14 protein-coding genes and 1 pseudogene are annotated in these 12,796 nt (G+C 69.4%); 8 read left to right on the top strand and 7 right to left on the bottom strand.

Annotated elements, in window-relative coordinates; translation table 11 throughout:
- Positions 1–414 precede the first annotated feature (414 nt).
- From BM414_RS15660 to BM414_RS15675, 4 genes are all read left to right on the top strand, one after another.
- Positions 415–861, top strand: coding sequence for an Rv0361 family membrane protein (locus BM414_RS15660; RefSeq protein WP_483866620.1), 447 nt, complete (start codon positions 415–417; stop codon positions 859–861).
- Positions 862–1,111: 250 nt separating this feature from the next.
- Positions 1,112–1,288 (top strand): DUF4177 domain-containing protein, encoded by a 177-nt coding sequence (locus BM414_RS15665; protein WP_245784760.1) that lies wholly within the window; start codon positions 1,112–1,114, stop codon positions 1,286–1,288.
- Between the two features lie 271 nt (positions 1,289–1,559).
- Positions 1,560–1,787, top strand: a complete 228-nt coding sequence (locus BM414_RS15670; RefSeq protein WP_093580661.1) for a hypothetical protein — start codon at positions 1,560–1,562, stop codon at positions 1,785–1,787.
- A gap of 288 nt (positions 1,788–2,075) precedes the next feature.
- The gene (locus tag BM414_RS15675) at positions 2,076–2,321 is read left to right on the top strand and encodes a hypothetical protein (RefSeq protein WP_217644743.1); all 246 of its coding nucleotides are present in this window, start codon (positions 2,076–2,078) and stop codon (positions 2,319–2,321) included.
- Here BM414_RS15675 and BM414_RS15680 read toward each other — a convergent pair.
- Positions 2,298–2,735 carry a transposase family protein gene (locus tag BM414_RS15680; RefSeq protein WP_093580663.1) on the bottom strand — a complete coding sequence of 146 codons (438 nt, stop codon included), beginning with the start codon at positions 2,733–2,735 and terminating at the stop codon, positions 2,298–2,300. The two genes, BM414_RS15675 and BM414_RS15680, sit on opposite strands and share 24 nt — an antisense overlap.
- Positions 2,736–3,099: 364 nt before the next feature.
- Between BM414_RS15680 and BM414_RS15685 the strand changes: the two genes are divergently transcribed.
- A complete protein-coding gene (locus tag BM414_RS15685) occupies positions 3,100–3,582 on the top strand; it encodes a hypothetical protein (RefSeq protein ID WP_139245884.1) in 483 nt (160 codons plus the stop codon).
- A gap of 685 nt (positions 3,583–4,267) precedes the next feature.
- Here the strand turns inward: BM414_RS15685 and BM414_RS15690 are convergent.
- Positions 4,268–4,600, bottom strand: a complete 333-nt coding sequence (locus BM414_RS15690; protein ID WP_093580667.1) for a GYD domain-containing protein — start codon at positions 4,598–4,600, stop codon at positions 4,268–4,270.
- A 309-nt stretch (positions 4,601–4,909) separates the two neighbouring features.
- Between BM414_RS15690 and BM414_RS15695 the strand changes: the two genes are divergently transcribed.
- Positions 4,910–5,722 (top strand): response regulator transcription factor, encoded by an 813-nt coding sequence (locus BM414_RS15695; RefSeq protein ID WP_093580670.1) that lies wholly within the window; start codon positions 4,910–4,912, stop codon positions 5,720–5,722.
- A gap of 416 nt (positions 5,723–6,138) precedes the next feature.
- The gene (locus tag BM414_RS15700) at positions 6,139–6,465 is read left to right on the top strand and encodes a histone-like nucleoid-structuring protein Lsr2 (RefSeq protein WP_093580672.1); all 327 of its coding nucleotides are present in this window, start codon (positions 6,139–6,141) and stop codon (positions 6,463–6,465) included.
- Positions 6,466–7,037: 572 nt separating this feature from the next.
- Here the strand turns inward: BM414_RS15700 and BM414_RS15705 are convergent.
- Positions 7,038–7,409, bottom strand: coding sequence for a transposase (locus tag BM414_RS15705; RefSeq protein ID WP_093580674.1), 372 nt, complete (start codon positions 7,407–7,409; stop codon positions 7,038–7,040).
- A 373-nt stretch (positions 7,410–7,782) separates the two neighbouring features.
- Between BM414_RS15705 and BM414_RS15710 the strand changes: the two genes are divergently transcribed.
- Positions 7,783–8,612 (top strand): IS5 family transposase gene (locus tag BM414_RS15710; protein ID WP_093580676.1). Its coding sequence is split into 2 segments (ribosomal slippage): positions 7,783–8,140 and positions 8,140–8,612, totalling 831 coding nucleotides; the frame shifts between segments, so codons are not numbered across the junction.
- A gap of 29 nt (positions 8,613–8,641) precedes the next feature.
- Here BM414_RS15710 and BM414_RS15715 read toward each other — a convergent pair.
- The 4 genes and pseudogenes from BM414_RS15715 to BM414_RS15730 form a co-directional block, all read right to left on the bottom strand.
- A complete protein-coding gene (locus tag BM414_RS15715; protein WP_139245886.1) occupies positions 8,642–9,361 on the bottom strand; it encodes an IS701 family transposase in 720 nt (239 codons plus the stop codon).
- A 255-nt stretch (positions 9,362–9,616) separates the two neighbouring features.
- Positions 9,617–10,264, bottom strand: coding sequence for a TMEM175 family protein (locus tag BM414_RS15720; protein ID WP_093580680.1), 648 nt, complete (start codon positions 10,262–10,264; stop codon positions 9,617–9,619).
- Between the two features lie 161 nt (positions 10,265–10,425).
- Positions 10,426–10,677 (bottom strand): annotated as a pseudogene (locus BM414_RS15725) (IS701 family transposase); the annotation flags it as partial.
- 668 nt (positions 10,678–11,345) lie between these two features.
- The gene (locus BM414_RS15730) at positions 11,346–12,317 is read right to left on the bottom strand and encodes a hypothetical protein (RefSeq protein WP_093580681.1); all 972 of its coding nucleotides are present in this window, start codon (positions 12,315–12,317) and stop codon (positions 11,346–11,348) included.
- Between the last annotated feature and the right edge of the window lie 479 nt (positions 12,318–12,796).

Here is a 12,796-nt window from a genome sequence, read left to right on the forward strand (position 1 = left end):
CCGCCCCTGCAGCGTTGTGCGCAGCGATCTGCGCCTCTAGTTCCCTCGCTGCGGTATCAAGAGGCGCACACTGACTGGCCACTGAAGCCGACGGAGCAGCCTCAGTTGTGCGGTGGGGAAGGCCACCAGTGCACAGGACGACAAGCAATGCAAAGACGGCTGCACGAGACCGCTGCCGAGGCGAAGGCTTCATGATTGCTCCATCGGGTAGCTGACCCGTTCGGCGTTGCCTCAAGCTAAACCTCGCTCCTCCATGAAGCAAGGGTTCGTCTGAAGAGCCGGAGGTGGCTATCCGAAGCGCGCCCCGCCGCTGATGGGGCTACCCTGCGTCTGTTCCGGCACTCGGGGAGTCCTGAAGTAGGGGGTGCATCATTGGCGCCACTTCGACTACGTCATCCGCTGCGGTTGTTTGCTGTGGTCGCTGGCCTATTGATGGCATTGACAGCCACTTGGTTGCTTGTCTCCGACCAGTCGCAGCAGCCGTCGGGAGGGCCGACACGGATGGGCCAGGACGAAGAATCAATTCGTAAGTTGATTGGGGACTTCACCCTCGCCGTTGAAAGCGGCACCAAAGCAGAGGTTATGAATCTCATGTGTCCCGAGGACGCCAAGCACTTCGACCTCTACTATGAGGAGGATCCCGAAGCGGAACCTGAGCAACCTGACCCTGACATCGACGTTCGCGTAGACAACGTTGTGATCAACGGTGACGCCGCGTCCGCGACTGTGCAGACCGCTAATGCGGCTGAACCCAGCAGTCTCTACTTCCGTAAAATGGAGGGTCGCTGGACGGTGTGCATGTATGGCCCCGAGGGTATGCCGGAGTCGGGTGATACTCCGGGCTCCACGACCCCACAGTGAACGAACCGATGATGCCGGGCTGTAACCGCTCCAACGACCTCGTGCGGGGTTAGCCGCGGGGCGTCGTAGACCTGTCCAGGGCTAGTACCGCGGCTGCCAACCTGCGCCCTGAGCGGCCCAGCCAGGGACAGCCCAGGTCGGCGGTGGACGCCTCCGTCGGTGGCGGAGGCCATCGTGACGTCGGCCGACCTAGACACCGGATGTCCCACCGGACAGGCTGCCTCCTCGGCACCGGCGAGTGGAGCAGTCGATGGCTGGGCGCTACGAGTACAAGGTCGAAGAGATCCGCGAGGGCATGATCGGCGGCAAGATGTCCGGCGACAAGCTCGAGAAGGTCCTCAATGCGCACGCTCGCCAGGGCTGGCAACTCAAGGCCGTCGAGGTGAAGGGGGCCGCGTCGGACCAGGCGGTGTGGAGGGCGTCCTAGTGACTTTCGAGCGACCCCTTGCCTGAGCAACTCGACGACGAAGGCGTCGGGTAACGCCGGGCCAGTGGATCCGCTGCAGCGGTAGGCGAGCATTCTCCGCTCCGAGCACACGCTGGCGTCGGCGTACGCGTTGGCTTCCGAGCCACCATGAGTGCAGCCTGAACGCTGCCCCTGAAAGCCGCCTTATGTCCCTGAGCGCTCTACCTAGGGACAGCTGGGCCGCGGGGACACGTCGCTACCGGACGCAGGCTCGTGCTCCTACCCTTTCGCCATGCTGCAGTGGATCAGGCAGCGCAGCCGGTACCTGTGGCTGTCGCTTGCGGTCGGCGTTGTCGCCGCCGTTGCTGCACTGCCGTCGTTCACCGACCCGTGGCCCAGCAACCTCGGCGGCTTCGTGTTTGTGGTCGTCGTCGTGACGGCGCTTGTGCGCGGGGCCGTCGCGCTCGGCAAGGCGTTCATGCAGGGCTGGAACGAACCGCGGTACCCGACCGCGCGGTAGGCGTCGCCGGTTACCCGATCGTCGGCCCGTCCCCGAAGCCGCCCTCACGGATGCACCTGTCCAACCGGCAGTGTCCGTCCAGTCGTTGTCCGATGTGTCCCTGCAGGGCCCAGTAGTGGTACGCCGAGGTTAACTGCGGTTAGCCGACGATCTCTGCTTGCCGTGCGACCGAGAATGCGGCCGCGGACGCAAGCGCTAGAGGCACCGCCCCGGCCGAGGTCATCGCTGACCCCTATGGCGTTGCTGCAAGTGGCGGTGCGAACGCCTCAAGTAGCCTGCGCCCTGGCCATGTCTGAAACGTCACCGCAACTCGCAGCCGAGCAGCGCGCTCGCGTACTGATCGACAGCCAGCTGTCAGCGGCTGGCTGGACGGTGCAAGACCGCGCGGCGATGAACCTGTTCGCAGGCCCCGGCGTAGCCGTTCGTGAAACGATCATGGCCAAGGGGCACGGCCAGGCCGACTACCTGCTCTACGTCGGCAAGCGTGCCGTGGGCGTCACTGAGGTTTTCTCACCTGCTTCCGCGGTCGAGTGAGGTCAGGACCAATGCGGCGGCGGCGATTGCGCCGATGCGCTGCGGGCAGACGGTGACCTGGTGCAGAGCGCGCCGGCAGCCGAGGAGGGCGTTGCCGCGTTCGGTGGGTGCACGTAGCGCGGTGATCAGGGAGTTGTAGCAGCGGTTGTCGGTGTGTAGCGGCCCGTCGGGGTGGTGCTTGACGGGGGTATGGATGCCGACGCTGGCGCCGGTGTAGCCCTTGTCGGTGAGCACCGGCAGGCCGCGGGCGGCGTATGGATAGAGCGCGGGCAGCACCAGCTCGCGGGCGGCGGTGAGGTCGTGGGTCGAGCCGGGGCGGACGGCGGAGACCCACAACGGGGAAGCCGCCGGGGTCGGTGAGGACCTGCACGCTGCCGCCGAAGGTGTGGTGCTTGCCGGAGCACCACCGGTGATGGCCGCCCTCGGCTCGGGCGGCGATCCGGTCGGTGGGGATCAGCATGCCGTCTAGGCAGAGGAAGGGCAGCCGGGCGGCGCGGGCTCGGGTCAGCACGTCGGCCAGGTCGGGGGGGTGCGCGGCGATCACGTCGAGTGCCTCGTGCAGGTAGCGGTAGGCGGTCGCGATGCTCACCCCGGCGTCTCGGGGGTGACTCCATGGCGCAGGTGCACCGGGGTGGCCAGCAGCCGGTCGAGGAACACCAGCCGGTGCGGGCTGCAACGACCCCACAGACGTCCGGCCGGCGGCCTCTCGTCCGCTGATTGAGGTTGAGCACCATCTCGTGCGGACCCGCAGGAGGACCTGATTAGAGGAGACACCACCATGACGAGCACTACCCTCCGACGGCGCGGGCTGCGTGCAACCGCCATTCTCACCGGCGCGCTGGCGTTCGGCGGTGTGGCCGGCACCGCGTCTGCATTAACGCCGGCCACGACGCCTGCGGCGGCCTGCGTGGGCCTGACCGGCGCCGAACGCGGGCAGTGCACAGCGACGGTCGCCCAGGACCCGGAGGTCCTGGCGGCCGGGGTGGTCAACGTGAGGCCGCTGAGCGACGGAACGGCGACGTTCGACGTGCTGGTGACCGGCGCCGAGCCGGGCGCCCTGCTGTTCCTGTTCGCCGCATACGAGACGGCCGACGGCGCGCCGACCGGCGACGGGTTCAACACGTCAGTGTTCCCCGGCACGGCGGGGACGGCGCAGGCTTCCGCTCCTGCGCCGGTCGACTGCGGGCAGACAGTCCTCGTCCGCGTGTACGACGCCGGAACCAACTACCTCGGCGGTTACCGGGATGTCGTCGACTGCTGACCGGCGGTGCCGAACGTCCGTTCTGCCGGGTCTCCCCCGTGCCCGGCCGATACTTCACACCACCACGACAAGAGGACGGACCGGGTGGAACTACGGAACGAGGCGCACAGGCACCCGAACGTCGGGAGCCGCGTCCTGGTGCAAAGCCCGGCCCACTTGGCCAGCCGCAGTGGCACCGTCACCTGTCTCTGGTGGGCGCAGCAGGCTGCGGGTGTGCAGCTTGAAGGCATGGCGACGCCGGTGCTGCTCCGCTGGACCAGCCTTGAGCTCGTCGAGCATGCGCCCGCTGAGGTGGTGAGCACCGATGAGTCGGCGGCGTTAGGACCTCGTCGCCGGGAGCGTCGCGCAGGTCGACCACGTGTCGGCGTCGCGGGCCGAGTACCCGACCTACCGGGTGACGTTCTCTGACGAGCGGTCGTGGCTAACGTCCGGCGACTACCGGCTGTCGGCACCGAACTTCCGTAAGCACTCGCTCCGGCCGCCCGTCAGCCCGGCAGTGTTGACGATCGGTGCCCGCCAACGCATCCCCCGCATGACCCGTCCGGAGGAATTGTCGGACCCCGGTGATTCCGGGAGTGACAAAATGTCTCGCGGATGGACTGACTGCATGGACCAGGCCGCCCGGTCGCCGTCCCCTGGCCGGTAGGTGCTGCTCTGCCCGGCCGACTGCCAGGCCATGGGCGGGTCAGGTCCCCGGTGACCGATACGCTCCGCGGACTTCCCTCGCCTTGCCAAGGATGGTCAGGAGCTGGTCCTGGTCCAGCAGCTGGTGTGTCTCCAGATGTCCGAGGGCACCGCTGCTGAACGAGGAGACGCTCACCGCGGCGGCGGCCTCGGCGTCCGGCGCCTCGAAAACGACCAGACCGTCATGCCCGCCGAGCATCCAGTACAACGCCTCCAGTCGACCGCCGGCGGCCTCCGCGGCGGCTCGCACGGCAGCGGTGCGATCCCCCGGCTGGTCGATCATCCGGGACCACGCCTCCGCGGTGTAGGAGAAGAACACGACGAATCTCGGCATCTCTGGCCTCCCTCAAGGGCACCGTCGGTCCTGGTCGGGGATCCAATCAGCTAGGGCATAGGCAGGTCCAGAGTCGCTGCGGGACGGCAAGGACGGCGCAGGAAAGCCACGGTCCTCGTGGGGCGATGGCCCTGCGCTACGGCCGCAGCGCCTCGACGATCACCGCACTGGCCTGGCGCGCCGTCACCCTCCTCTGCACCCGGCGGCTTCCCACGAACTAATGCAACATCTTCTGAGGCGGGCAGGTGTCGTATCGCCGTCCCTCACCCGGAGTGAGGGACGAGGCGTCGCGCGGGACAGGGGAGTCTCATGACCGAGGATGACATCGGCCTCAGCACGGGGCACGGCGACCTGACGGCGCGCTCGCCCGACCAGGACTCCAAGAGCCGCTTCCCGCTCAGGGACGTGACCACAGCGCGGCAACTGCGGGCGGCCGGGACCGCGCTCGCACAGCACGCGGCGCGGCCACTGGTACCGCTGGTGCGCGTGCTGCTCTGCGAGGATCAGGAGGTCTTCCGCCTCGGGCTGCGGGTGGTGTTCGAGGCGCAGCCCGACATCGCAGTCGTCGCCGAGACCAGCCAGCTCGGTGAGGCGCTCGAGGTCGCCGACGGCCCGGGGACGCAGGTCGTCGTCGTCCGGCAGGGTCTGGTGGGCTGCTCCAGCCTGCCGCTGCTGCGGGACCTGTGCCAGCGCGCGACGGGGGTGCTGGTGCTCGCGGAGACCGGGGGCGAGCTGGGGCTCCTGGAGGTCCTGCAGGCCGGAGTGCGGGGCTTCCTGCCGCGTCGCGCGGCTGCGCAGCGACTCCTGGACGCCGTCCGCGCACTCGCCCGGCAGGAGACCGCGCTCGACTCCGCCGTCGTCAGCCAGCTCGTGCGCTACCTGACCGGTGAGGCGACCCAGGCCGGTGTCGAGGGCCAGGTTCTGAACCGGCTCACCGACCGGCAGCGCGATGTGGCGACGCTGGTGGCTGAGGGCCTCAGCAACGAGGAGATCGCGCGTCGGCTGTTCCTGAGCCCGACGACGGTCAAGAGCCACCTCACCGCGGTGATGCGCCGCCTCGACATCCGCACCCGCACCCAGCTGGCCATTCTGATCCACCGTGACCACTCGCCGGCCGCCTAGAACCGCAACAGCACTTCCTTGTGCCGACGCTTGATCCTGCCTCTCGGCGGCGCGTCCAGCGTTCCGCGCGGCGTGCCACCCCATCGGTCATGCAATCGGACCTGGCACTCTGGAGAAGTGCCGTTGCAGTACTGAGCATTGACCAGCTCACAGGTCGAGGCGCCACCATGTGGGCATCGGGGACTGGTGTCCACAACATGAACTTCCGCGCCGACACCCCTCGTCGTCCCCACAAGTTTCTGGGGAATTCCGTCGGGAACGTTTTATCGTGGCTCACGATGGGCTGAGAGTCGTACAGGAAGGGTGAAGGGGGGTTGCGAGACTCACACATTCTCCAGGTAGCCCTACCCCACCCGAAGGTGACGGCTTCCTGACCGCGCTTGACACACACGCACTACACGCGGACTGTGAATCGCATGGCCACAAAGACCATCGTCACGATGCATGACGACCTGACGGATGAACTCGCGGACACAACCATGAGCTTCGGCCTCGATGGTCGGGACTACGAGATCGATCTCACCGACGCCAACGCCGAGGAACTGCGGAAAGCGCTGGACAAGTACGTTGAGGCAGGCCGCAAGGTGGGCGGCGTGCGCGGGCGTCGCCGTGGTGCTAGTTCTGTCGCGGATGTGGATCCCAAGGCCGTGCGCGCTTGGGCTGCTGCCAAGGGGTATGAGGTCAGCAACCGCGGGCGTGTCCCTACTGCAGTAGTTGAGGCGTATCGAGCGGCTGGCAACTAACCCGTACGGAAAGGGCACCTACGCACGGTGCTGGGCGCTGTCCGTGCCGCCCGCCACCGCCACGGTCTGCCTGCACTGAAAGCATCCGAACTTGGCTGCACCGGCTCGGATCTCAGCGTGGCGCTTGGGACAGACACGCATGCTGTCCTCACCACATCCACAGCCGGTGGTCGCAGTGTAGCGGCCAAGGTTATGACAGGTGTGGATCTGGCAGCGGGGTCTGGTGTCCGCCCGTTGAACTCGTGCCTTCATCCAGTTCGGGACAGAGACGATCTCGGTAACCACCCTGCGGATGCCCCCGCAGGATGGGCAGTTCTTCATGTGCTGGGACCGAAGGCCAGCTCCGCGGCGCCCGCCGCGGTGTTCGGCACAGCGTGGGTGTTGCTCATCGCCGCAGCCGCAGGACACGTGGACGTTCCAGATGGCCGGCCGATCGCACCGGCTGCACCTGAGGGTCTGGGTGGCCATGGGCCAGTGTGCGGGCATAGTTGTCCGGCGGTCCAGCAGGTTTGCCCGTCGCAGCCCACTGGGGTGGCCGTTACCCGCCGTTCATGACTGCTAGGGCGCGTCTCTCAATCCCGTAGCCAAAGCAGGATCGAGGCGAAGACGACTGCGCCGTGGAAGACGGTGGCGTGCTTGTCGTAGCGGGTGGCGAGGCCGCGCCAGGCCTTGAGCTGGTTGAAGGCCCGTTCGATGACATTGCGGCGGCGGTAGGCGGTGCGGTCGTAGCCGATCGGCCGGCCCCCGGCCGAGCCGCGGCGTCGCCGATGGCCGGCCTGGTCGGCCGGTTCGGGGATCACCGCGGTGATGCCCCGGCGGCGCAGTTCGGCGCGGTGACCGCGGGCGGAGTAGGCCTTGTCGGCGAGCACCGCCACTGGGCGGGTGCGCGGCCGTCCGCCGCCTGGCCGAGGAACCCGGATGGCAGCCAGCAGCGGGCCGAGCATCGGTGAGTCCCCGCCCTAGCCAGGTCCGACGAGGACTGCCAGGGGTCGGCCGCGACCGTCGACGGCCAGATGCGTCCTGGTCGACAACCCGCCGCGGGAACGGCCCAGCCCGTGGTCAGCCGGCTCGGTCTTGCCGCCGAGTGGTGCCGTCCCCCGATCGGTCCGGGGTCCGGGCGGCGGTGGCGCCGTGCTGGTGCACCCGGGAGATCGAGGAGTCCACGCTCACCGTCCAGTCCAGCTCGCCGGCCGCGTCGGCCTGGGCCTGCAGCGCGGTGAGAATCCGGTCCCAGGTGCCATCGAGACTGAGAAGACGTTGCGGAAGTAGGTCGTCGGGCTCTGTCCGCTGACGAGGTGTCGGCGCAGTGTGCCGGGCATGTCGTCGTCGGCGTCTTGCCCGCCGCCGCGGTTGATCAGTGACGAGCTGTGGGCGCTGGTCGAGCCGCTGATCCCACCCCGCAAGCCGGCCATCCACGGCCGCACCGGCCGGCCGCGTACCTCGGATCGGGACGTCCTCGAGGGCATCGCGTTCGTGCTCTCTACCGGGATCGGCTGGGCCAAGCTGCCGGTCGAGCTGGGCTACGGGTCGGGCTGGACCTGCTGGCGCCGGATGCACGAGTGGGCCGAGGCCGGTGTCTTCGATCGGCTGCACGTCGCCGTGCTCAACCAGCTCGGCGAGCGCGGTGAGCGGGACTGGTCCCGGGCCAGCCTCGACAGCGTCAGCGTCCGCGCGAAAAGGGGGGTGAGCTGACCGGCCCCAACCCCACCGACCGGGGCAAGGCCGGCAGCGAGTACCACCTGCTCGTCGACGCCACCGGGCTACCACTCAACGTCGCCGTCTCCGGCGCCAACCGGCACGACAGCATGCTCGTCGAGCCGATTCTGGACTCCATGCCGGCCATCCGCCGCGGCGGCCGCGGCCATCCCCGCCGCCGACCGGTCAAGCTGCACGCCGACAAGGGCTATGACAACCCGCGGGTCCGCCGCTACCTGCGCCGCCGTGGGATCACCGCCCGGATCGCCCGCCTCGGCCGGGACTCCAGCGCTCGCCTGGGCCGGCACCGCTGGGTCGTGGAACGCACGCTGGGCTGGCTGCTGTCCTACAAACGTCTGGCCCTGCGCTACGACCGCACCGCCACCACGATCACCGCCCTGGCCCGCCTGGCCGTCACCCTCATCTGCGCCCGACGGCTCCCACCGAACTAATGCAACGTCTTCTAATACTGCAACGGCAGTTATGGCGGGGCCTGTCCGCGGGCTCGGTAGTGGGCGGCGCGGGCCTGGGCCTGGCGTCGTCGGCGCCACCACGACCAGTCCGCGGCGTGGTCCAGATCGAGCCGCGGTCTGCGGATGAGCGTGTTGAGCAGGCGCCGGAGCTCGAGCACGGTCAGCGCGATGAGCTGCTCGCTTCCGGCCGCGGGCCCCCCTTTTTCCGCGCTGGCGCGGGTAGCACTGGGGTAGGCGTGAGCGAGCATGGCCAGGGTGATGTGCCGATACCAGGCGGTGTAGTCCCGCACCTGGTAGGAGGCCAGGCCGGCCTCGTTCCTGGCCGCGGCGAAGCACTCCTCGATGCGCCACCGGCTGCCGGCCACCGCGATGAGCTGCTCGAGGCTGGTGTCGGTGGGTCCGGCGCAGACGTAGAAGGCCAGCTGCGACTCCTCGCCCGGGTCGGTGGGAATGGTGCGGCGGGCCAGCACCCACCGAGACCAGCTCGCGTCAACGCCGGCCAGCAACTCCAGGCGCGCCCAGTCATAGAGGCGCAGGCCGTGCGCGCCCGCGCCGGCCGAGCACCGCGCCCAGGCCGACTCGGGCAGCTCGACGATCAGCGCGCGGACCCGCCGCTGGCGCCAGTCGACGGTGGCCACGGTGTCGGTGGAGCGGGTGGCCAGCAGGTAGGGCAATCCGTGCTGCTCGCACCACACCCGCAGCCGCTTGTCCTGCCCCGTAGATCTCATCGGCGGTCAGCCAGCCGCCCGGCACCCCGGCGTCCAGGGCGCGGGTCAGCATGCGGCGGGCCAGTTCGGGCTGGGTGGCGAACCCGACGTCCTCGCCGATGCCGGCCGAGCGGGCGCCCTTCTTGATGAACCCGGTCTCATCGACGATCAACACTCCGCCGGGGTCGAGCCGCTCGACCACATAGCAAGGCAGCTAGTACCGCGTCAGGCAACGTTTGCCTTGAAGGCGGCTTACGGGACAGACGCGCCGCGCGGTCACATCAGGGGGCGGCGACTGACCAGGATGCCGACCACGGGGCTGAGGACGACGAGCGAGAGCCATGACAGCCGGGCGGCGGAGGAGGAGACCAGGAACGCCACGGGGATCGACGCGAGGAAGACCGCCGGGGGGACGAGCTGGGGCACCAGCTCGAGCCGTATCCGCCGGGGTGACGGCGGCGCGCTGATCAGCCCTCTGTGCCAGGCCAGCAAGGACATCACCGCCTCCGTCGAGGAGATCACCGCGACGTTCCCGGCGAAGACGGCCGTTGCCAGCGGCTCCTGGTGCTCCCCGAGTGCGTCGGTGCTGAACGGCAGCAGCACGACGAACGCGAGCAGTACGAGGTTCACGGTGATGAGGCGCCCGCTGAGGTGGTGCAGCCGCGCGACGAAGGCGTGGTTCGAGCGCCAGTAGAAGGCGACGATGGCGAAGGCCAGGAAGAAGGCCACGATCTCGTTTCCGATCGCCGCCCACAGGGCCGCGAGGTCGGCCCAGGCGCCCGGCACCTGTATGCCGTCCAGCGTGGTGACCAGCAGGGTGAGGGCGACGGCGTAGGTCGCGTCGAAGAACGCGAGCGCGCGGTCGAACTCCGGTGTCCCCCGAGGGAACCGCGGCGCCCCCGGGTCCGGTGAGTTGGAAGCCACGCCCGCAGGGTCGCAGTCTCGCGCCGGACAGCGGCGGGCGAGGAGGTCCGGTCAGGGCGACTCGTCCCAGCGCGCCCGGAGCTGCGCGAAAGTCTGCCGTCTGTCGTCACGGGTGTCCCTGAGGGAGACGCTCAGGGCGAACGTTGTCAGCCGCAGCACTAGTCGCGGACGGTGTCGGCGTTCCAGTCCGCGGTGCGCAGCAGCCGCTGCATCCCGTCCGGGGAGACCTCCCCGGCGGTCTCGGCCAGCGTCCAGCCGTTCTTGCGCTCCAGCTGACCCAGCAGGCCACGCAGATAGGCCAGCACCTGGGCCCGCGGCTCGGCCCGAGCGAAGGCACTCGCGATCCGGGCGTGTACCTCCTCCAGGCCCGCCGCCCAGTCCTGCACCTCGGCCACCAGGCCATCGCAGCGCATCGGCACACGCTGCTACCAGCCCTCCGCCGATCCCGACAGCGACACGCACAACTGCCGTTGCAGTACTAGCCACCGGGCCGACGGCAAGGCGGCGATGATGGCTGCCGCGTCGCGGACCGCCTCCTGAATGACGGCAGGGCTCCCTGTCGTGTGCGGTCGCTGCAAGACGGCCGTCGAGTAGCAGGTCGGCGAGCTTTGCTGGCGGACTCGACTGCCGTCCCGAGCCCGATCGAGCCCTCGCGGTGGAGGAGGTCGGCGGGGTCGAGGCCCGCCGGGCAGGGTGAGGCCCGGGGGGCGTTGCGGGCGGTGAGCTGCCAGTACATCTGCTCGGGGCCCGCTGACCGGCGTCGTCGGCATCGGTGGCCACTAGAACGCTGGGACCGTTGCCGCGAATGGTGGGCGGAGTGCTGCGCTACTGATCGAGCGGGGCGGACCGGTTACCCGAGCGGCCGGGCTGGTGCAGGCCCGGCCGAGGGCGCGGGCTGGCAGGCCACCTGCTGAGTAGCTGCGGGCGATGGGGGTCCGACCGCCCCGGCCGCTCACAACAGGAAGCACCCACCACAGCGCTCGATCAGGACGCGGCACAGCGCGACGGAACGGGCAGGCGGACGCACGGAGGGTCCACACCCCGACGAGCGGGGCGTGGACCCTCCGAGTGTTCTGCGGGATCAGGCGTCGACGCCCACGGCCTCCTTGGCCACCTCGGCGAGGGCGACCTGGGCGGCGCTGATGACGCTCGACCGGTTCTTGTGGGTCTCCTCGTACCGGATGATCACGCGGATGTCGTGCGGCTCGCGCAGGGCCTTGGCGGCCTTGGCGGCATCCGGCGTCGACAGCGAGTCGAAGCCCTTGATCGGCAGCTCGTCGGCGGAGACGTCACCGAGCTCCTCGCGGGCGGTCCGGGCAGCCTTGGCGGCGTCCTTGTTGCCCTCGCGGCGGGCGATCTGCTCGGCGCGACGCAGCGAGGCGCTGCGTCCGGCGGTGAGCGTCTCGCGGACGGCGCCGGTGAGCTGCGCGGCGCGGTCGGTCACGGCGGAGAACCGGTCGGAGGTCTCCTCACCGGCGTTCCTGACGGTGTCCACGGCGTTGTTGACCCGGTTCGCCCAGAAGCGCACCGGGGCGTTGACCGCGCGGGCCACGCCTCCGGCGACCTTCTGGACGGGGGTCGCGACGAGTGCGGCGGGGCCACCGAGGGCCTCCTCCGCGAGCACGACGGTCAGCCACTCCACGGTCGCCTGGTGGGCGCCGATGAGCTTCTCGGCCAGCCGGCGCACCTTGGTCTCCTCGGCCTGCTCGGCGAGGACCTTGACGTAGGTGGCGCGGTCGAGCAGCTGGTGCTCCAGGGACAGGTCGCTGAGCAGCGCCTCCTCGACGGGGGCCGCCTGCTCGAAGGTGGCCTTCAGGCTGGCGCTGAGCCGGCCGAGGGCCGGGGTGACGACATCGGGGACGCCGCCGAGCGAACGGAGGGCCTCGGTGATCTCGATGGTGCGGGCCGCGGCGTTGTCGGCGTTCTGCGTGAGCTCGCGGCGGACGGCGTCGGTCCGGGCCTGCGAGATGCGGGTGCGCGCCACCTGCTCCTCGGTCTTGGTGAGGAGCACAAGGGCGCGAAGCTGGTTGACGATCTTGTTGTTGTTGGCCATGTCTGCACTATGCCCTCAGAACCCCGGGTGCTAGCTGTTGCAAGCGGATTGCTAGCAGTGAGTCCTGTCATGCCCGCTCGGCTAACGCAGCCCCACTTCCTCCGCCACTCTCATAACCGATTATCGCCCTGATCGGGTGCAGCCAACCGGTCCCCCGACCGACGTGCCCCTCCCAGGGATTCCTGACCGGCAGACTGCTGTGATCAGTCGATCACTGGAAGCCGCGGTCCGGGTTGGCCCAGGCGATCAGTTGGTGGTCGACGGGGACACCCCGGCGGGGCTCCGGCGGCGGTGACGTCGGGGGGCTCCAGCGCGGTCAGGATGCCGGAGCACCCTGCCACCTCACCGGCCATTACGCACGGTCTCGCGGTCCTCGCGGAGTGGCATCTTTCCGCCTGCGATGGTCGACTGGGCGCTGTGCCCGATGTAAGTCCCTCGCACACTGCAATTCCTCCGCAGGCGCAGGCAGCCTGGGCGGA

The sequence above is a fragment of the Geodermatophilus amargosae genome, assembly GCF_900116515.1.
GTDB lineage: Bacteria > Actinomycetota > Actinomycetes > Mycobacteriales > Geodermatophilaceae > Geodermatophilus > Geodermatophilus amargosae.